19 protein-coding genes and 1 pseudogene are annotated in these 22,836 nt (G+C 62.2%); 7 read left to right on the top strand and 13 right to left on the bottom strand.

What is annotated here, in order from left to right:
• Nucleotides 1-3 precede the first annotated feature (3 nt).
• The 3 genes from J2X15_RS00290 to J2X15_RS00300 are packed head-to-tail and all read right to left on the bottom strand — an operon-like array spanning nt 4 to nt 3,926.
• Nucleotides 4-2,019 carry a transglutaminase TgpA family protein gene (locus tag J2X15_RS00290; protein WP_310338244.1) on the bottom strand — a complete coding sequence of 672 codons (2,016 nt, stop codon included), beginning with the start codon at nt 2,017-2,019 and terminating at the stop codon, nt 4-6.
• A 9-nt stretch (nt 2,020-2,028) separates the two neighbouring features.
• A complete protein-coding gene (locus J2X15_RS00295) occupies nt 2,029-3,009 on the bottom strand; it encodes a DUF58 domain-containing protein (RefSeq protein WP_310338247.1) in 981 nt (326 codons plus the stop codon).
• Nucleotides 3,006-3,926, bottom strand: coding sequence for an AAA family ATPase (locus tag J2X15_RS00300; RefSeq protein ID WP_310338250.1), 921 nt, complete (start codon nt 3,924-3,926; stop codon nt 3,006-3,008). Before J2X15_RS00300 ends, J2X15_RS00295 begins: the two co-directional genes overlap by 4 nt.
• Nucleotides 3,927-3,967: 41 nt before the next feature.
• On the opposite strand from J2X15_RS00300, the gene J2X15_RS00305 reads away from it, so the two are divergent.
• The 6 genes from J2X15_RS00305 to J2X15_RS00330 all read left to right on the top strand — a co-directional run bounded on the left by J2X15_RS00305 (nt 3,968) and on the right by J2X15_RS00330 (nt 10,963).
• Nucleotides 3,968-4,921, top strand: a complete 954-nt coding sequence (locus tag J2X15_RS00305; RefSeq protein ID WP_310338253.1) for a histone deacetylase family protein — start codon at nt 3,968-3,970, stop codon at nt 4,919-4,921.
• Nucleotides 4,921-6,210 (top strand): mechanosensitive ion channel family protein, encoded by a 1,290-nt coding sequence (locus tag J2X15_RS00310; protein ID WP_310338255.1) that lies wholly within the window; start codon nt 4,921-4,923, stop codon nt 6,208-6,210. Before J2X15_RS00305 ends, J2X15_RS00310 begins: the two co-directional genes overlap by 1 nt.
• Before the next feature lie 215 nt (nt 6,211-6,425).
• The gene (locus J2X15_RS00315; RefSeq protein ID WP_310338258.1) at nt 6,426-7,175 is read left to right on the top strand and encodes an electron transfer flavoprotein subunit beta/FixA family protein; all 750 of its coding nucleotides are present in this window, start codon (nt 6,426-6,428) and stop codon (nt 7,173-7,175) included.
• A 2-nt stretch (nt 7,176-7,177) separates the two neighbouring features.
• Complete coding sequence (locus J2X15_RS00320; protein ID WP_310338260.1) at nt 7,178-8,110, top strand: electron transfer flavoprotein subunit alpha/FixB family protein; 933 nt, start codon at nt 7,178-7,180, stop codon at nt 8,108-8,110.
• A 94-nt stretch (nt 8,111-8,204) separates the two neighbouring features.
• Nucleotides 8,205-9,995, top strand: coding sequence for an acyl-CoA dehydrogenase (locus tag J2X15_RS00325; RefSeq protein WP_310338263.1), 1,791 nt, complete (start codon nt 8,205-8,207; stop codon nt 9,993-9,995).
• Between the two features lie 2 nt (nt 9,996-9,997).
• Nucleotides 9,998-10,963, top strand: coding sequence for an NAD(P)H-dependent flavin oxidoreductase (locus tag J2X15_RS00330; protein WP_310338265.1), 966 nt, complete (start codon nt 9,998-10,000; stop codon nt 10,961-10,963).
• 75 nt (nt 10,964-11,038) lie between these two features.
• On the opposite strand, the gene J2X15_RS00335 is transcribed toward J2X15_RS00330, so the two are convergent.
• The 9 genes and pseudogenes from J2X15_RS00335 to J2X15_RS00375 form a co-directional block, all read right to left on the bottom strand.
• The gene (locus J2X15_RS00335; protein WP_310338268.1) at nt 11,039-13,537 is read right to left on the bottom strand and encodes a DUF1631 family protein; all 2,499 of its coding nucleotides are present in this window, start codon (nt 13,535-13,537) and stop codon (nt 11,039-11,041) included.
• A 175-nt stretch (nt 13,538-13,712) separates the two neighbouring features.
• Complete coding sequence (locus J2X15_RS00340) at nt 13,713-14,363, bottom strand: glutathione S-transferase (RefSeq protein WP_310338270.1); 651 nt, start codon at nt 14,361-14,363, stop codon at nt 13,713-13,715.
• Nucleotides 14,364-14,370: 7 nt separating this feature from the next.
• Nucleotides 14,371-15,321: an oxygen-dependent tRNA uridine(34) hydroxylase TrhO gene (trhO, locus tag J2X15_RS00345; RefSeq protein ID WP_310338272.1), complete on the bottom strand. Its 951-nt coding sequence runs from the start codon at nt 15,319-15,321 to the stop codon at nt 14,371-14,373.
• A 38-nt stretch (nt 15,322-15,359) separates the two neighbouring features.
• Nucleotides 15,360-16,561 (bottom strand): annotated as a pseudogene (locus tag J2X15_RS00350) (MBL fold metallo-hydrolase RNA specificity domain-containing protein).
• 89 nt (nt 16,562-16,650) lie between these two features.
• Complete coding sequence (gene dnaJ, locus J2X15_RS00355; protein WP_310338276.1) at nt 16,651-17,784, bottom strand: molecular chaperone DnaJ; 1,134 nt, start codon at nt 17,782-17,784, stop codon at nt 16,651-16,653.
• Nucleotides 17,785-17,876: 92 nt separating this feature from the next.
• Entirely contained in the window at nt 17,877-19,823 is a 1,947-nt protein-coding gene (dnaK, locus tag J2X15_RS00360) for a molecular chaperone DnaK (RefSeq protein ID WP_310338279.1), read from the bottom strand.
• A 107-nt stretch (nt 19,824-19,930) separates the two neighbouring features.
• Nucleotides 19,931-20,497 (bottom strand): nucleotide exchange factor GrpE, encoded by a 567-nt coding sequence (gene grpE, locus J2X15_RS00365; RefSeq protein WP_310338281.1) that lies wholly within the window; start codon nt 20,495-20,497, stop codon nt 19,931-19,933.
• A 99-nt stretch (nt 20,498-20,596) separates the two neighbouring features.
• A complete protein-coding gene (locus J2X15_RS00370) occupies nt 20,597-20,950 on the bottom strand; it encodes an FKBP-type peptidyl-prolyl cis-trans isomerase (RefSeq protein WP_310338283.1) in 354 nt (117 codons plus the stop codon).
• A 157-nt stretch (nt 20,951-21,107) separates the two neighbouring features.
• The gene (locus tag J2X15_RS00375; protein ID WP_310338285.1) at nt 21,108-21,419 is read right to left on the bottom strand and encodes a winged helix-turn-helix transcriptional regulator; all 312 of its coding nucleotides are present in this window, start codon (nt 21,417-21,419) and stop codon (nt 21,108-21,110) included.
• A gap of 243 nt (nt 21,420-21,662) precedes the next feature.
• Here J2X15_RS00375 and J2X15_RS00380 point away from each other — a divergent pair, with 243 nt between their 5' ends.
• Nucleotides 21,663-21,944 carry a late competence development ComFB family protein gene (locus J2X15_RS00380; RefSeq protein ID WP_310338287.1) on the top strand — a complete coding sequence of 94 codons (282 nt, stop codon included), beginning with the start codon at nt 21,663-21,665 and terminating at the stop codon, nt 21,942-21,944.
• Between the two features lie 9 nt (nt 21,945-21,953).
• On the opposite strand, the gene J2X15_RS00385 is transcribed toward J2X15_RS00380, so the two are convergent.
• Nucleotides 21,954-22,796, bottom strand: a complete 843-nt coding sequence (locus tag J2X15_RS00385; protein WP_310338290.1) for a shikimate dehydrogenase — start codon at nt 22,794-22,796, stop codon at nt 21,954-21,956.
• Nucleotides 22,797-22,836 lie beyond the last annotated feature (40 nt).

The raw sequence follows: 22,836 nt of genomic DNA on the forward strand, positions 1-22,836 counted from the left end.
TGGTCAGGGCTGGCGCGCAGGCCAGGGCAGTTGCCGGAATTCTCGCCGCAGTGTACCCAGCGTGGCTGCCGTTGGGTTGGGCGCATAGCGCCAGGCTTCTAGGCGCAGCAGCCAGTCGCTGAGTTGTCGGGCCTGGGCGGGATCGCCTGGCCACTGCTGTTGCAGCAGTGTGGCCAGTTGGCGGGGTGGTGTCTGGGCCGAGCTGGCCAGGCCCGCGCGCTGCAGGCGCTGCTGCGCACCATGCAGCAGGCGCAGCCAGGGGTCTTGGTGGTAGCGCTCCCACAGTGTCCAGGCCGCGCCCACCAGGCTGGCCAGCACGATCAGGGCGATGAGCACATAGCTCAGGTCTTCCCAGCTCGGGGTCTCAAAACCCAGGTTGCGCAACAGGTCCAACTGCTTGGCCTGGCTGTAGTTCAGCACCCACTGGTTCCAGCGGTTGTTGGCCGCCTCCCACATGGCGCGCAGGTTGATGGCAAAACCCGGGCTCATGGTGTTGAGTGCCTGGGCAAACACGCTTTGTGGTGCTTGCAGCCGCTGGAACGCGCCAGTACGTGCGGGGGCCACGGTCGAGGTGGGGTCCACGCGCACCCAGCCCTGGGTCGCCATCCAGACCTCGGCCCAGGCGTGGGCATCGCTCTGTCGCACGGTCCACATGCCGTCCACGTTGTTGAGTTGGCCACCTTGGTAGCCGGTGACCACGCGCGCGGGCACGTCCAAGGCGCGCATCAGCAGCACAAAGCTCGACGCAATGTGTTCGCAGAAACCGGCTTTGCGGTCAAACCAGAATTCGTCCGCCGTGTGGGTGCCAAACACACCGGGCTCCAGCGTGTACTGGTAGCCACCGGTGCGCAGGCGCTCCATCACCGCATTCACCAGGGCTGGTGTGTCGGCGCGCGCCAGCTCGGGGGAGCGGCGCATCTCGGCGGCCAGTTGCAGTGTGCGCGGGTTAAAGCCCGGGGGCAGGTCCACATAGTCCTGCAGCCCCACGGCCAGCTTGCTGGGGCCATGGCGGAATTGCGGATAGCTGGTGGCGCGGTAGCGCACCAGGTCGGCAATCGGCTGGTCGGACAGCCACTGCAGATCGGGTGACATGCTGGGCGTGTAGCCCACGATCTCGGGCTTGGTGGGAGTCGCGTCCAGCACCAGCAGCCAGGGGCGATTGTTGGCGGCCAGGGTGACCTGGTATTTCACGGGCTCGCCTTGTACCTGCAGCTCGGGCTGCAACTGGTAGTGGGGTGGAAAGTTGGAGCGCAGCGGGCGCCACTCGCGCCCGTCAAAGCTGGAGAGCACGGGGCCGCGGAAATACAGGTCGGGCTGTGCGGGCGGTGGCCCGTCAAAGCGGATGCGCATGGCAATGCTATCGTCCAGCGCCAGGCTGGCAATCGTGCCCACCTGCATGCTGGCGGAGAGGCCGCTGCGTCCGCTCATGGCGTCGCCGGGCAAGCCCCACAGGGGCGCTATGCGTGGAAACAGCATGAACAGTACGGCCATGATGGGCGCGCCCAACAGGGCCATCCAGCCCGCCGTTTTGGCCGCCTGCAGCAGCGGCGGGCGGCCCACCGGCATGTGGGCATTGACCAGCGCCGTCAGCAGTCCCAGCAGCGCCACCAGCATGGAGGCGGCCGTGAGCAGGCTCTGCGAGAAAAAGAAGTTGGAGAGCAGCGTGAAGAAGCCCAGGAAGAAGATCACAAATGCGTCGCGCCGCGCGCGCATCTCCAGCGTCTTGAGCGCCAGCAGCACCACGATGAAGGTCACCCCCGCATCACGCCCCAGGATGGTTTTGTAGGTGAAGGCCGTGCCCGTCGTGGCCAGCACCAGCAGGGCCATGAGCCACCAGCGCGAGGGCAGGGGCTGGCCCTGCACCGCCAGCCAGCCGCGCCACAGCAGCACGGCCGCCGCCATGCCGCTGCACCACAGGGGCAATTGCGCGGTTTGCGGCCCAATGGTCCAGGCGATGACCAGCAGCAGAAACAGCGTGTCACGCGCTTCGCGGGGGAGGTGGTACAGGCGCTTGAACATAGGGGCGACTCAGGCCAGCGCCAGCGCTTGCAGGCAGTTCTTCTGGTGGGCCGGGCCGCTGTCGGGCAGCAGCTCGGTGCCGGGCAGGCGCAGGCCGTAGCGCAGGCCCTGTTTTTCGGCCAGCAGCACCCAGGCACACAGGCGCGAGAGGGCATGCTCACGGGAGTTGCCGAACCCCTGGGCCGCATGGGCCAGGTCCAGCCAGAGCTCAAAGCGCTGGGACTGTTGGGCATCGCGGCTCACCAGTTCGTCGGCCTTGGCCGCTTTCTTCCAGACCACCAGCTTGAGCGGGTCACCGCGGCGGTAGGCGCGCACGCCGTCAAACTCCCCGGTGGCTTGCGGGCGCACGGTGGCCGCGCCGCCAGCACGCGGTTCGCCGGGTGGCAATGGAGGTGGGTGCGCTTCAGGCGCGGGGTAGACCAGCACCTGGGCGGCGGGCCGCCAGACGGTCCACACGCGAAAGGTGCCCAGCGGAAAGCGCGTCTCGGCCGTCAATGCGGGCACGCGGTGCAGGCCGCGCCGCTCGGGCTGGAAGGCCACCTGCACCTTGGTGCTGCCTTGCGAGGGCACATCGGTCCAACTCCAGTGGTCGGTGCCCAACACGGCCAGGCCAATGCCGTAGCGCACGCCCTTGCGTTCGCTCTGAATATGGATGGAAATATGCACGCTAGCCCCCGCAAACTGGGCGTCGGGTGCTACCAAATGCATAGTGATGCCACGCAGCGTGCCATGGCACACGTGCATGCCGATGACCGCAGCACCGGTTAGCAAAAAGGTCAGCACGTAGCCCAGGTTGAGTTGGTAGTTGATGCTGGCCACCAGCAGTACCAGCAATGTGAGGCCCAGCATCAGGCCAGGGCGGGTGGGCAGGATGTAGACATTGCGCTGGGTCAGCGTCGTGCTGTCCTTGAGCGGCAGGCGCGACTGCCACCAGGCCTGGAAACGGCGGCGCACTGCGGCCAGCGGGTTGAGCTGCGCCAGCACGCTCACGGCAGCGGCACTGCCTGCAGCATGGCGCGTACCTGTTCTACGGCGCCGCGCCCTGCGTCCCCCACGGGGATGAGGCGGTGCGCAATGGTTTGCGGCAGCACGGCTTGCACGTCGTCCGGCGCCACATAATCACGCCCGCTCAGCAGCGCCTGCGCCTTGGCTGCGCGCACCACGGCAATGCCTGCGCGTGGTGACAGGCCCTGTAAAAACCACTGGCCCGAGCGCGTGGCGGCGATCAGGTCTTGTACATAGTCCAGCAGCGGGCCTGCCGCATGCACAGCCAGCACCGCGGCCTGCAGCTGCAGCAGCTCGCCTTCGCCCAGGAGGCTGGGTAATGCGTCCACCATGGCGCGGCGGTCTTCACCGGCCAGCAGCGCGCGCTCGGAGGCGCGGTCCGGGTAACCCAGCGAGATGCGCATGAGGAAGCGGTCCAACTGCGATTCAGGCAGGGCATAGGTGCCCAGTTGGTCCAGCGGGTTCTGTGTGGCGATGACAAAAAACGGGTGGGGCAGGGGGCGGGTTTCGCCTTCCACGGTGACCTGTTTTTCTTCCATGGCTTCCAGCAGCGCGCTCTGGGTCTTGGGGCTGGCGCGGTTGATCTCGTCAGCCAAGAGTACCTGCGCAAAAATGGGGCCGGGGTGGAACACAAAGGCCTCTTTGCCGCGCTCGTAAATCGACACACCCGACAGGTCGCTGGGCATCAGGTCCGAGGTGAATTGCACGCGTGAAAACTGCAGGCCAAAGCTGCGTGCCAGCGCGTGTGCCAGCGTGGTTTTGCCCACGCCCGGCACGTCGTCAATCAGCAGGTGGCCCCCGGCCAGCAGGCATGCCACGCAGTCCTGCAGCTGGGTCGGTTTGCCCACAATCACCGTGTTAAGCTGGGCGAGCAATGATTTAAGCTTGTGTTGTGCATCCATGGCACGACGTTACCCGAAATTCCTGAATACCGAGCGCATTGGTGAACAAGACCGGATACTTTTCGCACCGCGATTGCCGCAAGCACGACATGGGCCACGGGCACCCGGAATGCCCAGAGCGCCTGGATGCGATTGAAGACCGTTTGCTCATCACCGGCGTGGCCGATGCCCTGGACCAGCGCGAGGCGCCACAGGCCCCCATCACTGACCTCGAATTGGCCCATGGCCGCATGTATGTCGCCTCATTGCGCGGCCTGACCGATGGGCTACGTGAGGACATGACGGCCGGTGGCCCCAGCCATGCGCAAATCGACCCCGATACCAGTATCAATGTCCACACCTGGGACGCTGCGCTGCGTGCCGCCGGTGCTGCGCTGGCCGCGACCGATGCGGTGCTGGCCGGTGAAATGGCCAATGCGTTTTGCGCCGTTCGCCCGCCGGGCCACCACGCCTGCAAAGACAAGGCCATGGGCTTTTGTTTTTTCAACAACGTGGCAGTGGCTGCACGCTATGCGCTGGAGCGCCATGGCCTCAAACGCGTGGCCATCGTCGACTTCGATGTGCACCACGGCAACGGCACCGAGAACATCGTGGCCGGCGACCAGCGCATTTTGATGGTGAGTTTTTTTCAGCACCCGTTTTACCCCGAGGGCGGTTCGCGCTCCCATGCCAGCAACCTGGTGAACGTGCCGGTGCCGGCCTATACCAAGGGCGAACAGGTGCGCGCGCTGATTGAGCAGCACTGGCTGCCGCGGCTGGAGGCGTACCAGCCCGAAATGATCTTTATCAGCGCAGGCTTTGACGCGCACCGCGACGACGACTTGGGCCAGATGGGCCTGGTCGAAAAAGACTACACCTGGATCACCCAACAGCTCAAGGCCGTGGCCGAGCGCCATGCGCAGGGACGCATCGTCTCCTGCCTGGAGGGTGGCTACAACCTGGACGCTCTGGCTCGCAGCGTGGAAGCCCATGTGCGCGTGCTGGCGGATTTGTAATGACTTTATTGAAACACCTTCCCACCCCCCGGCCCATTGACGACTTTGAGGGCTGGCTGACCGCCTTCACCCAGCCCACGGTGCTGGTGGAGTTGCTGGTGCTGGCGCTGAGTGTGGGGCTGGCCTGGGCCTTGGTCGCGGGCCTGCGTCGCACGCTGGGGCAGCAAGAGGAGCGTTCTGTCTGGTTTGGCAAGCGGGTGATCGACGGCGTGCTGTTCCCGCTGGTGCTGTTGTGTCTGGGCTATGTGTCGCTGGAGCTGTTGAGCAATTTTGTGCCCGTGGCAGTGTTCCGCATTGCCATTCCGGTGCTGATGTCGCTGGTGGTGATCCGCGTGGGTGTGAAGGTGCTGCAGGCCAGCTTTACCGAATCGCGCTGGGTCAAGCCGCTGGAGCAAACCATTTCCTGGGTCGCCTGGTTGGCCATGGTGCTGTGGGTCAGTGGCCTACTGCCGGTCATCCTCAATGAGCTGGACCAGATCACCTGGAAGGTGGGTGGCACCACGCTGTCGGTGCGCAACATCATTGAAGGTCTGATCACCGCCGGTGCCGTGCTGATCATTACGCTATGGATCTCCGCCGGGATTGAGTCGCGTCTGCTGCGCTCGGCCACGGGTGGGGAGTTGTCACTGCGCAAGGCGGTGAGCAATGCCGCGCGTGCGCTGTTGATGTTTGTCGGTCTGATGCTGGCCTTGTCGGCCGTGGGCATTGACCTGACGGCGCTGTCGGTATTGGGCGGCGCGGTGGGTGTGGGTATCGGTTTTGGCCTGCAGAAGCTGGCAGCCAACTATGTGAGCGGCTTTGTCATTCTGGCTGAGCGCAGCATGCGCATTGGCGATGTGGTGCGCGTGGACAACTTCGAGGGCACCATCACCGAGATCAATGCCCGCTACACCGTGATCCGTTCGCAAACCGGGCGCGAGTCCATCGTGCCCAACGAGATGCTGATCACCCAGCGCGTGGAAAACATGTCGTTGGCCGACAGCCGCGTGCACCAGGTCATCAATGTGGCCGTGGGCTACGAGAGTGATGTGGAGCAGGTCATGGCCCTGCTGCTGGAGGCCGCGCTGAGCCAGCCCCGCGTGCTGCGTGACCCCGCACCATCCATAAGTCTGGCCAATTTTGGGGCGGACGGGTTGGAGTTCACCGTGGGCTATTGGATCAATGATCTGGAAAATGGCCAGGGCAATCTGCGTTCCGACATCAACCTGGTCATCCTGCGTGCCTTGCGCACGCACGGCATCGATATTCCCTACCCGCAGCGCGTGGTGCACACGCGCACGGTGCCGTGAGTTTTGATGAGCTGCCTCTAAGTTAAGTCGCCAAAGCGCCAGAAGGCGCGCCGGGCGCCGCTATAATCATAAAAAAGCACGATCGTTCTATTTTGTGGTTATGATAGCGGGGCGCGGACGATAGTCAAGGCCATCAGGCCGTCCCGCATAGAATCGACTGATTGACGTGCACGTCAACTAAACAGAACAATTTTTAACCATCTGGAGTGGCAGCAATGAAAGTCCTGGTACCCGTCAAACGCGTGGTCGACTACAACGTCAAAGTTCGAGTGAAGTCGGACGGCACGGGTGTAGACATCGCCAACGTCAAGATGAGCATGAACCCCTTTGACGAGATCGCGGTGGAAGAAGCCGTGCGTTTGAAGGAAAAGGGCGTGGTCACCGAGGTGATCGCTGTGTCCTGCGGTGTGACCCAGTGCCAGGAAACCCTGCGCACCGCCATGGCCATCGGTGCTGACCGCGGCATCCTGGTGGAAACCACGGAAGAGCTGCAGCCCTTGGCCGTGGCCAAGCTGCTCAAGGCCCTGATCGACAAAGAGCAACCCGGCCTGGTGATCTTGGGCAAGCAAGCCATTGATGACGATTGCAATCAGACCGGCCAGATGCTGGCGGCCTTGGCCGATCTGCCCCAAGCGACTTTTGCCTCGAAGGTGGAAGTGGCCGACGGCAAAGCCAACGTGACGCGTGAAGTGGACGGCGGCCTGGAAACTCTGGCAGTGACCCTGCCCGCCATCATTACCACCGACCTGCGCCTGAACGAGCCACGCTACGTGACCTTGCCCAACATCATGAAGGCCAAGAAGAAGCAGCTCGACGTCTTCAAGCCTGAAGACCTAGGTGTGGACGTGACCCCCCGCATCAAGACCCTGTCGGTGGCCGAACCGGCCAAGCGCAGCGCTGGTATCAAGGTGCCCGATGTCGCCACGCTGGTGGACAAACTGAAAAACGTTGCAAAGGTAATCTGACCATGACCGCACTCGTAATTGCCGAACACGACAACGCATCCATCAAGGGTGCCACCCTGAACACCGTGACCGCTGCCGCCCAGGCCGGTGGTGATGTGCATGTGCTGGTGGCTGGCCACAATGCCGGTGTCGCCGCTGCCGCTGCTGCGCAAATCGCCGGTGTGTCCAAGGTCATCCATGCGGACAGCGCGTCCTTTGAGCACGGCTTGGCCGAAAACGTGACCGCTCAGGTGCTGGCCATTGCCTCCGCCTACAGCCACATCGTGTTCCCCGCCACCGCATCGGGCAAGAACATCGCCCCCCGCGTGGCCGCCAAGCTGGACGTGGGCCAGGTGTCTGACATCACCAAGGTCATCAGCGCCGACACGTTTGAGCGCCCCATCTACGCGGGCAACGCCATCGCCACCGTGCAAGCGACCGACACCGTGAAGGTGTTGACCGTGCGTACGACTGGTTTTGACCCCGCTGCTGCCACCGGTGGTTCCGCCGCTGTCGAGACCGTGGCTGCTGCTGCGACCAACGCGAACGTGACTTTTGTGGGCTCCGAAATCGCCAAGAACGACCGCCCCGAGCTGACTGCTGCCAAGATCATCGTCTCCGGTGGACGCGCTTTGGGCTCCAGCGAAAAATTCATGGAAGTCATGACGCCCCTGGCCGACAAGCTGGGTGCCGCCCTGGGTGCCTCGCGCGCCGCGGTGGACGCGGGCTACGCCCCCAACGACTGGCAAGTGGGCCAGACCGGCAAGATCGTGGCGCCCCAGCTGTATGTGGCCTGCGGTATCAGCGGTGCCATCCAGCATTTGGCCGGCATGAAGGACAGCAAGGTCATCGTGGCGATCAACAAGGACCCCGAAGCACCGATCTTCAGCGTGGCCGACTTTGGCCTGGAAGCCGATCTGTTTGTGGCGGTGCCCGAACTGATTGCGGCGCTCTGATGTCCGTGTGAAAAAGGGCATCGCGCGCGATGCCCTTTTTTTTGGTCTGAAGGCCTGCGTACCCTGCCTGTAACAAGAATTTTTGGAGACTCCCATGAGCTACGTCGCCCCCGTCAAGGACATGCTGTTCAACATCGAGCACCTGGCCAACATCGAGCAGATCGCGCAACTCCCTGGCTTTGAAGACGCGGGCCTGGATACCGCCCAAGCCGTGTTGGAAGAGTCCGCCAAGTTCACCGAAGGCGTGTTGGCGCCACTGAACTGGGAAGGCGACAAAAATCCTTCAAGCTGGAAAGACGGCGTGGTCACGGCCACCCCGGGTTTCAAGGAAGCTTTCAAGCAATTCACCGACGGCGGCTGGCAAGGTCTGCAGCACCCCACTGACTTCGGCGGCCAGGGCCTGCCCAAAACTATTGGCGCAGCCTGCGGCGAGATGGTGAATAGCGCCAACATGAGTTTTGCGCTGTGCCCGCTGCTTTCCGACGGCGCGATTGAGGCGCTGCTGACGGCGGGCTCCGACGAGCTCAAAGCCACCTACCTGGAAAACCTGGTCAGCGGCAAATGGACTGGCACCATGAACCTGACCGAGCCGCAAGCGGGCTCCGACCTGGCCATGGTGCGCAGCCGCGCCGAGCCGCAGACCGATGGCACCTACAAGGTATTTGGCACCAAGATTTTCATCACCTGGGGTGAGCACGACATGGCCGAGAACATCGTCCATCTGGTGCTGGCCCGCGTAACCGGCGCGCCCGAAGGCGTCAAGGGCATCAGCCTGTTTGTTTGCCCGAAGTTCATGGTCAACAAGGATGGGTCCCTAGGTGCGCGCAATGATGTGCACTGCGTCTCCATCGAACACAAGATGGGCATCAAGGCCAGCCCGACCGCGGTGCTGCAGTACGGCGACCATGGCGGCGCGGTTGGCTACCTCGTCGGTCAGGAAAACCGCGGCCTGGAGTACATGTTCATCATGATGAACGCCGCGCGTTACGGCGTGGGCGTGCAGGGCATTGCGATTGCCGAGCGCGCTTACCAGAAGGCCGTGCAGTTCTCCAAGGACCGCGTCCAAAGCCGCCCCGTGGATGGTTCGATTGCCGCCAGCGCGCCCATCATTCACCACCCTGATGTGAAGCGCATGCTCATGACCATGCGCGCGTATACCGAAGGCTGCAGGGCTCTCGCCAGCGTGGGCGCCAGCGCTTACGACGCGGCCCACCACCACCCCGATGCGGACACGCGCAAACAAAACCAGGCTTTCTACGAGTACATGGTGCCGCTGATCAAGGGCTACAGCACCGAGATGAGCCTGGAAGTCACCTCCCTGGGCGTGCAGGTCCACGGTGGCATGGGCTTTATCGAAGAAACCGGCGCCGCCCAGTACTACCGCGACGCCAAGATTCTGACCATCTACGAAGGCACGACCGCCATCCAGGCCAATGACCTGGTGGGCCGCAAGACTGCGCGTGATGGTGGTCAAACGGCCAAGGGCATCGCCGCGCAGATTGAGACGACCGAAGCCGAACTGGCCGCCAGTGGCTCCGCCCACGCGTTGGCTGTGGCCAAGCGCTTGAAGGCTGCGCGCCTGGCGTTTATCGACGTGGTGGACTTTGTGGCCGGCAACACCAAGGCCAGCCCCAATGCCGTGTTTGCGGGTAGCGTGCCCTACCTGATGCTGGCCGGCAACCTGATGGCGGGCTGGCAGCTGGCGCGCGCACTGCTGGTGGCCGAGAAGCAAATTGCTGCGGGCAACGATGCGCCCTTTATGCAAGCCAAGATCACCACCGCGCGTTTTTACGCCGACCATCTGCTGAGCAAGGCCGGCGGCCTGCGCGACAGCATTGTGGAAGGCGCGGAGAGCGTGACCGCATTGGCACTGGAGGCGTTCTGACCATGTCCAAACTGCCTGCACCCCTGAACGCGCTGCCGTTTCCGGTCATCGGCTCGCCGCTCTTCATCATCAGCAACCCCAAGCTGGTGATTGCCCAGTGCATTGCCGGTGTCGTGGGCTCCATGCCCGCGCTCAATGCCCGCCCGGCCGAGCTACTGGAAGAGTGGCTCAAGGAGATTACCGAAACGCTGGCCGCCTACAACAAGGCCCATCCCGACAAGCCTGCGGCGCCCTTTGCCATCAACCAGATCGTGCACAAGAGCAATGACCGGCTGGAGCACGACATGGCGCTGTGCGTGAAGTACAAAGTGCCCATCATCATCACCAGCCTGGGCGCACGCGAAGAGATCAACGCCGCGGCCCACAGCTACGGCGGCGTGGTGCTGCACGACATCATCAACAACAAGCACGCGCGCAAAGCGATCGAAAAGGGCGCCGACGGCCTGATTGCCGTGGCCGCAGGTGCCGGTGGCCACGCGGGCGTGAAGAGCCCGTTTGCGCTGATTCAGGAAATTCGCCAGTGGTTTGATGGGCCCATCGCGCTGAGCGGCGCCATCTCTACCGGTGCGGCGGTGCTCTCTGCCCAAGCCATGGGCGCGGACTTCGCCTACATCGGTTCGGCGTTCATTGCCACCGAGGAAGCACGCGCCGCACAGGAGTACAAAGACGCCATCGTGGCCAATGACTCCGATGAAATCATCTATAGCAACCTGTTCACCGGGGTGCATGGCAACTACCTGGCACCCAGCATCCGCGCGGCCGGTCTGGACCCCGCCAACCTGCCCGAGAGCGACCCCAGCAAGATGAACTTTGGCGGCGCGTCTGCCAAGGCCTGGAAAGACATCTGGGGCTGCGGCCAGGGCATTGGTGCGGTGACCAAGGTGCAGCCTGCGAGCGAGTATGTGGCCCAGCTCAAGCGTGAATACGCGGCGGCCAAGGCCGAGCTGCTAGCCCGCAACTACGCCTAAATTTAAGGGATTTAGGCTTCTAGCCCCCGTGCAATATGCGTGGGGCGCTATTCTTTTGAGAGCGTCTAGCCCTCTTCAAGCCTGCAGGCGCAACTCTTCTTCGTTGCCAGCCATCAGCTGGTTCAGCGCGCGTTCCACAATCGGTGCCTGGTCCAGCAGCTGCAGGTGGCCCATGCGCAGCATGTTGGCCACTTCGCGCTCAGACCGCACAAATGCGTCAAAGCCTTCGCGGTTGGTGAACAAAAAGCGCGTGCGCATGGGGCTGACCCAGCTCAAGCGGCAGCGGTGCGGTGTCGCGTCGGGCTCGGCCACTTCAAACCACACGCCACGCGTCAGCAGCTGCGCGCTGGCGTCAAAATCGTCCATCGCTGCAGGATCCTGCACCGTGAGTTGCGTGGCCCGCCGTTGGTCCAGCGCTTCCATCGCGGCGTCGCCCGCGCTTTCCTCCAGGGCGGCGCTTTGGGTGTCGATGGGCGGTGGCGCCTTCATGCGAATGGCCAGCATGTGGGTGCCGATCAGGCGCCGTGTGAACGTGGCGCGCGGGTCGCCGTACCAGGCAATGGCGTCCAGCTCCACATTCAGAATGCGCACCAGCTCAGGCAGCACAGCGACCAGTTCTTTGCGCTCTTCAGACGTGGTCTTGGGCTGGGTGCTCCAGATCAACTGGTCCATGGTCTGCAGCGCAGCATTCCAACGGCCGGGTTCGTTGTCTTCCAGCATCCAGGCCGCGGCAATCACTTGGCGCCACTCGGTCGTCAAGAACGGCTTGAGGAAGGGCACCAGCGGCAGGTGGTCGGGCAGGGCGCTGATGCGGGCGTGGATGATTTCGTCGGCATGGGCCAGTGCGGCGTTCAGTGCCTCCTCGTCACGCTGCACGTCGGCAACGGGCTCGATCTGCTGCTGTGCCTGCTGCTCGCTCTCGAACAGAAATTCAGTGAACTCGGCCAGCAGCAGGCTGAACAGCGTCAGGTCGTCGTCAAACTCGCTGAGCACACGTTGCACGGTGTGTTCGATGCGCACGTAGAGCGGGTCTTCCTCGCCCTTTTCAGGAGTCCAGGCCACGGACGATGAGGCCAGGGTGTCCACCAGCTTGCGCGCAGGGTGCTCGCTACTCAGGAAAAAGTCGCGGTCCATCATGGCCGCACGCAACACCGGAATTTGCAGCCGGCCGATGACTACTTTCATCTGCGAGGGAATGGCCTGGTCGGCAAACACGTAGTCGAACACCTCGGCCAGCGCGTCCACGGTGCCACGGTCCAGCTCGGGGGCCTGGCGAATCTCTTCCTGTTCGCGGATCTGGCGCAGCACATTGTGGTGGCCGGGGCCGTCTTCTTGTGGCTGCAAAAACTGGAAGCGCGAAGACGTCTGGCCCAACCCCGCGCCAGCTTGCATCTGCCCCAGGTAATTGAGCAGTGCTGGGTCAGCTGGGGCGCCACCGCTGTACTGGCCGGGCACATAGTCGTATTGCTGGCCCTGGGTGCTGCCATCAAAGTCTTCGGGCGCACCAGCTTGCATGCCACCACCACCCATGTCGCCACCGCCTCCATAGGCGACTTGGCCACGTCCCGCTGGGCCGGCGGCAGCCCCTGGGCCTTGGGGGCCAGCGGCTGTGGACCCTACGCCCAGGCGCTGCAAAAAGGCTTTGACCTGGGTGGCAATGTGCTGGCCCGCAGGAGCCAGCGCGCTCCAGGCGCTGCGGGCGGGTTCGGGCGCAAAGGCTGCAGGGGACGAAGGCGCACCGCCGTTGCCACGGCTTAAGGGGGCTGGGGCCGATTGCAGCGGGGCCTGGCTGCTTTGGGCCCCCGCTTCGCTGAGTGGCGCAGAACCTGTCAATGGGGCATAGGCCGACGACACCGATTTGCGGATGCGGTGCACGGTTTGCGCCTGGATGCCGGCCTGTGCCAACGTGGCGCCAAGGTCGGTATACAGCGGTGCCAGATTGACGGTGTGCGCGGGCTCCAGTGCTTGCACCAAGTGCTCGGTCACCTGCGGATCGAACTCGCCTTTTTCCCATGCAATCATGAATGCACGTAGCAGGATCTCGGGGCGAAAAGGGTTGGTCGATACAGAAGGGGATTCAATGCCAAACAGGGCGCCCAACTTTTGCGTCAGCGGGGCAAGGGTGGCGTCGTAGTGGTTGTTGAACTGCTGGGCCACGCGGTCCAGCAGCAGAATGCGGTGCACCTCGTCCAGGTCGATGAGGCTCAAGGTCATGCCATCCAGCGCATGGTCGGTCAGTGGCACGGGCTTGGCGCCCAGCTTTTCCATCTCGGGCCAGACAGCACGCACCTCTTCGTTCAAGGTTTGCTGCAGGGCATCGCGGTACAGGCGGTTGAAGGCTGTAGCCTGGCGATCCAGCAGCATGGCTGCCGTGCGCAGGTTTTGGGAATGCAGCAAGGGTAGCTTGCTGTCTGCCAGATCCAGCAGATGGACGCGGAACTGTTTGAGCTGGGCTTCTTCGCGGTCTTCAAAATACCCCAGCGTTTTGCCCATCATCGCGCGCACCAACCGCAACGCTTGTGCGCGCGACTCGGGGGTGCTGTTGCTGGCTGAAAAAGACTGAAATGCGCTCATGTACCGCTGAAAGGTGACGCGACCTCTGGGGGCCTGCGAACCGCTCGTCCATCGACTGAATTTGTGATTCAGAATGATCGCATGGACCATGGTCCTTCCGTAGTCCCTGCGATGACCGGGTACCCAGATTTACCCGCTTGATACAGAGTTTCTAGTAACTAGTTGTAAATTTCGGTCAAATAGATGGAAAAGTCACAGCGGCTTGTCCAGATTCCCATGCTGGTATCTTGTTCATGACGTGCAGGTAGCGGGTCGATTGCTCAAACTGCGTAAGCCATGCCTGCAGGGCAGGCCAGTCCTGCTGGGAAAACCAGACCACATCGGTGTGTGCAAACTGGCGCACAAAAGGGGCCAGGGCGGCATCGGCGAGTCCAAACTGCGGGCCTGCCAGACAGGCCTGGGCGCGCAACACCGCGTCCAGCGCCTGCAAAAACACCACACCTGCAGCCCGGTGGGCCATGCCATCGGGCAGGGCATAGCGGTGCGGATATTTGTAACGGTCCAGCGCCTGCTTAAACGGCCCATCGTTCTCGGCAATCCAGCTGCGCGTGCGTTCCCACGCTGCCTCTGTGGTGGGCAACCAGTGTTCGGGGTCATGCCGCTGCAAGGCCCAGAGCATGATGTCGAGGCTTTGATCGATGACGGTGCCATCGACGAGCACCAGCACCGGAACCGTGCCTTTGGGCGACGCCTGCAGCAAGGCTTCCGGTTTGTGAGCGAGCACGACTTCGCGCAGCGCGCACACCTGCTGGCTTACTGCCATGGCCATGCGGGCACGCATGGCATAGGGGCAACGCCGGAACGAATACAGCACCGGCAGCGACATGCCAACCTCAGCCAGTCACAGGCTTGGGCAAGACGGCACCGATGTGTACCTGCTGGCGTGCCTTGGCTAGTTCCCACTGGCGCTGGCGTTCGCGGGCGCTGTTTTTCTGGGTGTCACTGGTATGGGCGTGGCAGCGTGGGCAGCTCACGCCAGCCTCGTACAAGGGAGAGGCCGTGGCACCGTCTTCCAGCGGCTGGCGGCAGGCGCGGCACAGGCCGTGGTGGCCAGGTACCAGACCGTGGCCTACCGACACGCGTTCATCAAATACAAAGCATTCGCCCTTCCACAGGCTGTTCTCGGGGGCAACGGTCTCCAGGTACTTGAGAATGCCGCCTTCCAGGTGGTAGACCTCGTCATAGCCTATTGCCCGCATGTAGGCAGTGGATTTTTCGCAGCGGATGCCGCCAGTGCAAAACATGGCGACCTTGGGCTTCTTGCCGCCGCTAGTGGTCAGCTGTTCCGATTGCTGCACCCACTGGGGTAGCTCTGCAAAAGTCTTGATGTGAGGATTGATGGCGCCCGCAAAGGTGCCAATGTCCACCTCATAGTCATTGCGCGTGTCGACCACCACCACCTCGGGGTCGGAGATCAGCGCGTTCCAGTCTTCGGGTTTGACGTAGGTTCCGGCCATGTGCGTGGGGCTGATGCCGTCCACCTGCATGGTGACGATCTCTTTTTTCAGGCGCACTTTCATGCGGTAGAACGGTGCCTTGTCCGCGAAGGACTCCTTGTGTTGCAGGTCAGCCAGCAGCGGGTCAGCACGCAGGTGGGTCAGCACCGCATGCACATCGTCAGGCGCACCGGCGATGGTGCTGTTGATGCCTTCACGGGCGAGCAAAATTAGACCTTTGACGTTGCGGGCTTCACAGAACGCCAGCAATGCCGGTTTGCGCTCGGCGTAGTCGGGCAGGTCCACAAACTTGTAGAACGCGGCGGTCAGGTAGCGAGTAGGAGACATAGGGCAATTGTGCCTTGGGGCAGCGCTTGGGGGTGGGCTTAGCAGGGCCAGGTGGATCCGTGTTCGGGCACCATGGCACGCCAATGCAGTTCGTGTTCAATGCGGCCACGCAGCGTGTCGGCGGCCGACAGTTCGCCGTGCACCACATAGACCTGGCTTGGTGTGGAGGAGCTGCTGCGCAGCCATTCCAGTAGCTGGGCCGCATCTGCGTGGGCCGAGGCCGACTCCAGTTGTACGATTTCGGCCTGGACTTCCACGTCGTGTCCATGAATGCGCACACTGCGTGCACCGCTAGCCAATGTGGCGCCGCGCGTGCCCGGGGATTGGTAGCCCGTGAGGACAACCATGTTGCGATGATTGCCCGCATGGTGAGCCAGATGGTGTAGAACCCGGCCACCGGTGGCCATGCCGCTGGCTGAGAGGATCACCATGGGGCCATGGAGTGATGCGAGTGCCTTGGACTCGTCGGTGCTCTGGATCATGGTCGCAGCGTGCGTCATGGCATGCACTTCGTCGCGGCTGAGCCGGTGCTCTCCCGGATGCTGCTCAAACAAATGGGTGGTGTGAACAGCCATCGGACTGTCCAGAAAAATCGGCAAACCGTGGGGCAGCGTACCCATTGCCTTGAGTTGGGCAATGGCATGCAACAAGGCCTGGGCACGCCCCACCGCAAATACAGGTACCACAGCAACCCCGCCTCGGGCCGCCAGACGTTGCAGGGCGGGGCCCAATTCGGCCAGCAAGTTGTCCTGCGGATGGGTGCGGTCACCGTAGGTGGATTCGATCAGCACGGTGTCTGCAGCCGGTGCTGTATCCGGCGGATTCATCAGGGAATCATCGGGGCGCCCCAGGTCGCCAGAGAACAGTATTCTGCGCCCGGCAACCTCCAGCAGGATGCTGGACGCCCCCAGGATATGGCCTGCGGGTTGGAAGGTGCTGCGATGGTGCACAGTTTTGATCAGCAGCAGGCAGTCAAGAGCATCCTGCCGGGGGAGTCCCGATAGCCCTCCTTCACCAGCAAAGGTAGGTAGCCGCTGTGGTCCAGGTGCGCATGGGTCAGTAACACTGCATCTACCTGGTCGGGCACGATGGGCAAGGGGGTCCAGTTGCGCAGTCGCAGGGGCTTGTAGCCCTGGAATAGGCCGCAGTCCACCAGCAAGGCTTGGTCACCGTGCCGTACCAGGTACTTGGAGCCCGTGACCGTGCCCGCAGCGCCGAGAAAAGTGATGGAAACGCCCATGGAATTCTCCAAGAAAAAAGCCGCCGGGTCGTTTATAGACCGGGCGGCTTGTCGGGAGCGCGAATAAGCCCCGCTTTTCTTGACCTGGATCAGCTAAAGAAGCTCTTCAAGCGATCGGTCCAGCTGTCCCCCGAGGGCGAATGCTTGCTACCGCCTTTTTTGAAGGATTCGTCCAGCTCCTTGAGCAGCTTGCGCTGGTGCTCGCTGAGCTTGACCGGCGTTTCCACCGCAATGTGGCAATACAAATCGCCGGGGTAGCTGGAGCGCACGCCCTTGATACCCTTGCCGCGCAGGCGGAACTGCTTACCGGTTTGGGTGCCTTCGGGAATGTCAATCGCAGCCTTGCCAGCCAGCGTGGGTACATCGATTTCACCGCCCAGCGAGGCGGTGACGATGCTGATGGGCACCGAGCAATGCAGGTCATCGCCATCGCGCTCAAAGATGTCGTGCTTCTTGAGGCGGATTTCGATGTACAGGTCGCCGGGCGGGCCACCGTTGGTGCCGGGTTCTCCATTGCCCGCGCTGCGGATGCGCATGCCGCCGTCGATACCGGCGGGGATCTTCACTTCCAGCGTCTTTTGGCGTTTGATCTTGCCCTGGCCGCTGCAGGCAATGCAGGGTTCGGGAATCACCTTGCCATTGCCGCGGCAGGTGGGGCAGGTTTGCTGCACGCTGAAGAAGCCCTGGCGCATTTGCACCGAGCCCGCACCATTGCAAGTGCCGCAGGTCTTGACTTGGGTGCCAGGTTTGGCGCCGCTGCCCTTGCAGGTGTCGCAGGCGTCCCAGCTGGGGATGCGGATTTGGGCGTCTTTGCCACGGGCCGCTTCTTCCAGCGTCACTTCCATGGCGTAGCTCAAATCGCTGCCGCGGTAGACCTGGCGTCCACCGCCGGCACGGCCACGCTGCTGGCCAAACATGTCACCAAAGATGTCGCCAAAGGCTTCGGCAAAACCGCCATAGCCCTCACCACCCCCGCCGCCACCGCGGTTGGGGTCCACACCGGCATGGCCGTACTGGTCGTAGGCGGCGCGCTTTTGCGCATCCGACAGCATCTCGTAGGCCTCTTTGCCTTCCTTGAACTTCTCTTCTGCGACCTTGGCGCTATCCCCCTGGTTGCGGTCAGGGTGGTGCTTCATCGCCAGCTTGCGATAGGCCTTTTTGATCTCATCCTCGGACGCGTTTTTGGCAACACCCAGGATTTCGTAATAGTCTCGTTTGGCCATGTGTATCTCTGTGCCCGTTTACAACAGAAAAGCCGCGTTGAACCCCGGCAGGCGTTCAACGCGGCATCTTTCAGCTGCGCTTGTCAGCGCAATCAGCCTTTTTTGACTTCCTTGACTTCCGCGTCCACCACGTTGTCGTCGTCCGCGGGCTTGGAGGATGCCTGTGCGCCTTGTTCGGGAGCAGCTTCTGTGCCACCTTCAGCAGCTTGCTTGGCCTGCATGTCGGCGTACATCTTCTCGCCCAGCTTCTGGCTGGCCGCCATCAGCGCTTCGCTCTTGGTCTTGATCGCGTCCTTGTCATCCTGCTTCAGAACGTCTTCCAGGTCTTTGATCGCGGCTTCGATTTTTTCCTTCTCGCCAGCTTCGAGCTTGTCGCCGTATTCGGCCAGGCTCTTCTTCACGCTGTGCACATTGGCATCGGCTTCGTTCTTGGCCTGCACCAGTTCCAGCTTCTTCTTGTCGTCAGCAGCATTCAGCTCGGCGTCTTTCACCATCTGCTGGATTTCTGCTTCCGACAAACCGGAGTTGGCCTTGATAGTGATCTTGTTTTCCTTGCCGGTGCCCTTGTCCTTGGCACCCACGTGCAAGATGCCGTTGGCGTCGATGTCAAACGACACTTCGATTTGCGGAGTACCGCGGGCCGAGGGGGGAATACCTTCGAGGTTGAACTCACCCAGCATCTTGTTCACGGCGGCGATTTCGCGCTCACCCTGGAACACCTTGATTGTCACGGCCGGTTGGTTGTCTTCGGCAGTGGAAAAGGTTTGCGCAAACTTGGTGGGGATGGTTGTGTTCTTCGTGATCATCTTGGTCATCACGCCGCCGAGGGTTTCAATACCCAGAGACAGAGGCGTCACGTCCAACAGCAGCACGTCCTTGCGGTCACCGGACAACACCTGGCCCTGGATCGCAGCGCCCACGGCCACGGCTTCGTCAGGGTTCACGTCCTTGCGTGGTTCTTTGCCGAACAGTTCCTTGACCTTCTCTTGCACCTTGGGCATGCGGGTCATACCGCCAACCAAGATCACGTCGTGGATGTCCGATGCGGAAACACCGGCGTCCTTCAGGGCCGTGCGGCAAGGTGCAATGGTGCGCTCGATCAGCTCTTCCACCAGGGCTTCCAGCTTGGCGCGGGTCAGCTTGATGTTCAGGTGCTTGGGGCCAGAGGCATCGGCCGTCACATAGGGCAGGTTGATGTCGGTCTGCGAGCTGCTGGACAACTCGATCTTGGCCTTTTCAGCCGCTTCCTTCAGGCGTTGCAGGGCCAGCACGTCCTTGGACAGGTCGACGCCTTGCTCTTTCTTGAACTCGGTGATGATGAAGTCGATCACGCGCTGGTCAAAGTCTTCGCCGCCCAGGAAGGTGTCACCGTTGGTGGACAGCACTTCAAATTGCTTTTCACCGTCAACGTCAGCGATTTCAATGATGGACACGTCAAACGTGCCACCGCCCAAGTCGTACACGGCGATCTTGCGATCGCCCTTTTCATTCTTGTCCAGGCCAAACGCCAGCGCGGCAGCGGTGGGTTCGTTGATGATGCGCTTGACATCCAGACCGGCGATGCGACCCGCGTCTTTGGTGGCTTGGCGCTGTGCATCGTTGAAGTAGGCGGGCACAGTGATCACCGCGTCGGTCACTTCTTCGCCCAGGTAGTCTTCGGCGGTCTTCTTCATTTTGCGAAGAATGTCGGCGCTGACCTGTTGGGGGGCCATGCGGTTGCCGCGCACTTCCACCCAGGCGTCGCCGTTGTCGGCCGCAGCGATGGTGTAAGGCATCAGGTCGATGTCCTTTTGCACTTCTTTTTCAGAGAACTTGCGGCCGATCAGGCGCTTGACGGCGTACAGCGTGTTCTTGGGGTTGGTCACCGACTGGCGCTTGGCGGATGCGCCCACCAGTACTTCGCCGTCTTCCTGGTACGCAATGATGGAAGGCGTGGTGCGCGCACCTTCCGCGTTTTCGATCACTTTGGCGGTGTTGCCTTCCATGATGGCAACGCAGCTGTTGGTGGTACCCAAGTCAATGCCGATGATTCTTCCCATGATTTACTCCTGCTAACTTAAAAATTCAGATGTGGATAACGTGTGGGTTACTTTTTTCTTTTCAAGAGCCCACAGCGTTCAAAGTGTTATTTTTTAGGGCGCTTGCTTTATTTCGCAGCGGTCACAGTCACCAAAGCCGGGCGCAGCACACGATCTGCAATGGAATAGCCCTTTTGCAGCACGCTCACCACGGTGTTGGCTTCCTGCTCGGCAGGCACCACGCTGATGGCCTGGTGCTGGTGTGGGTCAAACTTGGTACCGGCAGCGGGGGCAATAGCCACTACTTTGTTGCGCTCCAGCGCAGCCACCAATTGGCGCAAGGTGGCCTGGGCCCCCTCGCGAATTTGCTCAGGCGTGGCGTCCTTGATCACCAGGCCGGCTTCCAGGCTGTCTGCCACGGGCAGCAGGCTTTCGGCAAATGACTCCACCGCGAACTTGCGGGCCTTGGAGATTTCATCCTCGGCGCGGCGGCGGGCGTTTTCGGCCTCGGCCTTGGCGCGCAGAAACTGGTCGGCCAGCTCGCTGCTCTTGGCTTGTAGTGTGGCCAGCTCGGCCTGGGCTTGGGCCAACGCATCACCTTCCTGCGGGGCTTGGGAGGCCGCCAGGTCTTCTGTGCTTTGGTAGTTGGCCGCAGCGGGGTTGGGATTAGGGGTGGTGGAAGTGGTGTCTGACATGCGTTTGGATCGAAGTTGGTCTTGACTGCGCCTCAGTTGGAGCCCCGAAGGGGCATTTCAAGAGGCACTGGGCACGCTTTGGCGTGCCACAGGGGTGCTTTAGCCCGACAGGCCTAACAGTTCCACGTCGAATTTCAGGGTGGCGTTGGGAGGAATCACGCCGCCAGCGCCGCGGGCGCCATAGCCTAAGGCTGCGGGGATGATCAAGGTACGCGCACCGCCTACCTTCATGCCGGCCACGCCTTCGTCCCATCCGCGAATGACCATGCCAGCGCCCAGATGGAACACGAAGGGGTCGTTGCGGTCTTTGCTGGAATCGAACTTGGCGCCCTGGGTGCCGTCGTTGTAGAGCCAACCGGTGTAGTGCACCTTCACGCTTTGGCCCTTGGCGGCCACGGGGCCGGTGCCTTCGATGGTGTCTTCAAATTGCAGGCCGGTGGCGGTGGTTTGCATGAAAAAGTTCCTTTTTGCTATAAAAACAGTAGCTGGCAGCACATGGCGCACAGGCGCCCACGGGCCAGAAAACCCTAAATTATGCCGCAGACGAAAAAAAAGACAGGCCAAACCTGTCTGTGGGGGAGTGGGGCCCGCCAGGGGCCCAGGATCCGGTTTACTTGGCCTTCTTGGCCAGGCTGGTAGACCACTTGACGGCAAACGCCTGCAAATCGCCCAGGCGCTTGAGCAGGTCGGCGCCGGTGGGGGTGACGATGTAGCCATCGCTGCCGTGGGTCAGCAGGCCGGCTTCGCGCAGTTCCTTGATGCGGGTGTTCAGGGTGTTGGGGGTGATGCCGCCCACGCTGTCTTGCAGCAAACGGAAGGTTTGTGCATGGCCGTCTCGCAAGGCCCACAAAACACGAATCGCGTAGCGGGATTCCAGCAATCCCAACAATTGACCCACAGCGACCGTTTCTTTTGCACTCATTACCTTACCCTTTGTCTAGACCATGACTGGTTGTGCGCAATGGCACGAACCGCTGAAATGAGGGGAAACTATATCGCAGATTTCTGGCTGCTACAAGTTTCATAGCTGGTAGCGCTCACTTTTCGGGGGCTAAACCCCAAAAACACCATTTTTAGACCCGTGTGGACGCTCTTGCCAGCCCTCCGGGGAGATGCTAAGTTCAGCCTATCGAGGCCCACAGGCGAGCCCTATTTGGAGACTGGAATGAATTTCAACTTTGAGCAAGTTCACAACTATTACGAGCGCCTGGTCTTCGAAGAAGTGGTGCGCCGCGCGCCCATGTTTGAGGATTTCACCAACGATATGCTGGCCGATGCGGCCTGTGTCGCACTGAACCGCCTGCCCGCACGCTACGTGCGCCACGATGTGGACATGATGTTCTACCTGACGGAGCAGGAGCGCCACGCCATTGAGCTGTCGCTTGAAGAGGTGCTGCAGTTTGCCTTTGGCTTTGTGCGCGAGCGCTCGGCCAAGGCCAATCTCTGAAGGCCTTCGTCAGAAGGTTGCAATCACCTTGGCCAGCAGCGCTGGCGAAATCGCGGGCAATACCCCAAACCAGGCTTCAAACGCCGGTCGTGCCTGGTTAAGCAGCATGCCCAGGCCGTTGACCGTGGTGTTGCCACGGGTCTTGGCGGCGGTGAGCAGCGGCGTTTCCAGCGGCACGTAAACGATGTCCGACACCAAGGCGGTAACAGGCAGGGCGTGCAAATTCAGGTCCAGCGCGGGCTGGTCGTGCATGCCCTGGTTGGTGGTGTTGACCAGCAGGGCCACACTGGTCAGCGCTTCGTGGCGTTCGGCCCAAGGCACGGCGCGCACTAGTGGACCAAACTCCTGTGCCATGTCCACGGCCTTGGCGTCGCTGCGGTTACTGAGGCGGATTTCGGTGGCGCCCTCGTCCAGCAAGCCTGCAATGACCGCCCGGGCTGCACCACCCGCACCCATCACACAGGCCGGGCCTGAATCTGCGCGCCAGGCAGGGGCCGCATCCCGCAGACTCTGGATGAAGCCAAAGGCATCGGTGTTGCGGCCAGTGAGCGACCCGTCCGCGCCGACCACAATGGTGTTGGCCGCGCCAATACGCCGGGCCAGCGGCTCCAGATGGTCAACGATGCCCATGGCTGCGACTTTGTGTGGAATGGTCAGGTTGCACCCGGCAAAGCCCAAGGTGGGCAGGGCGCGCAGCGCCTGTTCAATGTTTTCGGGTTGCACCGGCAGCAATACATAGGCGCCGCGCAGACGGTGCTCTTCAATCCAGTGCGTGTGAATGACCGGCGAGCGCGAGTGGGCGACGGGCCAGCCCATGACGCCGGCAAGTTGGTACGGTTGATCGTTGGCCATTGGGTAGCAATACAAAAAGTACTATCAAAAAAATAGCGCC

Origin of the sequence: Rhodoferax saidenbachensis (genome assembly GCF_031457975.1) — a bacterium.
GTDB classification, from domain to species: domain Bacteria; phylum Pseudomonadota; class Gammaproteobacteria; order Burkholderiales; family Burkholderiaceae_C; genus Allorhodoferax; species Allorhodoferax saidenbachensis_A.

Coding starts and splice junctions, on each gene's coding strand:
- J2X15_RS00340 (WP_310338270.1), bottom strand. CDS start 14,363: ATGTCGCTGCCGGTGCTGTATTCGTTCCGGCGTTGCCCCTATGCCATG.
- trhO (WP_310338272.1), bottom strand. CDS start 15,321: ATGTCTCCTACTCGCTACCTGACCGCCGCGTTCTACAAGTTTGTGGAC.
- J2X15_RS00320 (WP_310338260.1), top strand. CDS start 7,178: ATGACCGCACTCGTAATTGCCGAACACGACAACGCATCCATCAAGGGT.
- dnaK (WP_310338279.1), bottom strand. CDS start 19,823: ATGGGAAGAATCATCGGCATTGACTTGGGTACCACCAACAGCTGCGTT.
- J2X15_RS00380 (WP_310338287.1), top strand. CDS start 21,663: ATGAATTTCAACTTTGAGCAAGTTCACAACTATTACGAGCGCCTGGTC.
- J2X15_RS00290 (WP_310338244.1), bottom strand. CDS start 2,019: ATGTTCAAGCGCCTGTACCACCTCCCCCGCGAAGCGCGTGACACGCTG.
- J2X15_RS00315 (WP_310338258.1), top strand. CDS start 6,426: ATGAAAGTCCTGGTACCCGTCAAACGCGTGGTCGACTACAACGTCAAA.
- J2X15_RS00335 (WP_310338268.1), bottom strand. CDS start 13,537: ATGAGCGCATTTCAGTCTTTTTCAGCCAGCAACAGCACCCCCGAGTCG.
- J2X15_RS00370 (WP_310338283.1), bottom strand. CDS start 20,950: ATGCAAACCACCGCCACCGGCCTGCAATTTGAAGACACCATCGAAGGC.
- J2X15_RS00375 (WP_310338285.1), bottom strand. CDS start 21,419: ATGAGTGCAAAAGAAACGGTCGCTGTGGGTCAATTGTTGGGATTGCTG.
- dnaJ (WP_310338276.1), bottom strand. CDS start 17,784: ATGGCCAAACGAGACTATTACGAAATCCTGGGTGTTGCCAAAAACGCG.
- J2X15_RS00330 (WP_310338265.1), top strand. CDS start 9,998: ATGTCCAAACTGCCTGCACCCCTGAACGCGCTGCCGTTTCCGGTCATC.
- J2X15_RS00385 (WP_310338290.1), bottom strand. CDS start 22,796: ATGGCCAACGATCAACCGTACCAACTTGCCGGCGTCATGGGCTGGCCC.
- J2X15_RS00300 (WP_310338250.1), bottom strand. CDS start 3,926: ATGGATGCACAACACAAGCTTAAATCATTGCTCGCCCAGCTTAACACG.
- J2X15_RS00325 (WP_310338263.1), top strand. CDS start 8,205: ATGAGCTACGTCGCCCCCGTCAAGGACATGCTGTTCAACATCGAGCAC.
- J2X15_RS00310 (WP_310338255.1), top strand. CDS start 4,921: ATGACTTTATTGAAACACCTTCCCACCCCCCGGCCCATTGACGACTTT.
- grpE (WP_310338281.1), bottom strand. CDS start 20,497: ATGTCAGACACCACTTCCACCACCCCTAATCCCAACCCCGCTGCGGCC.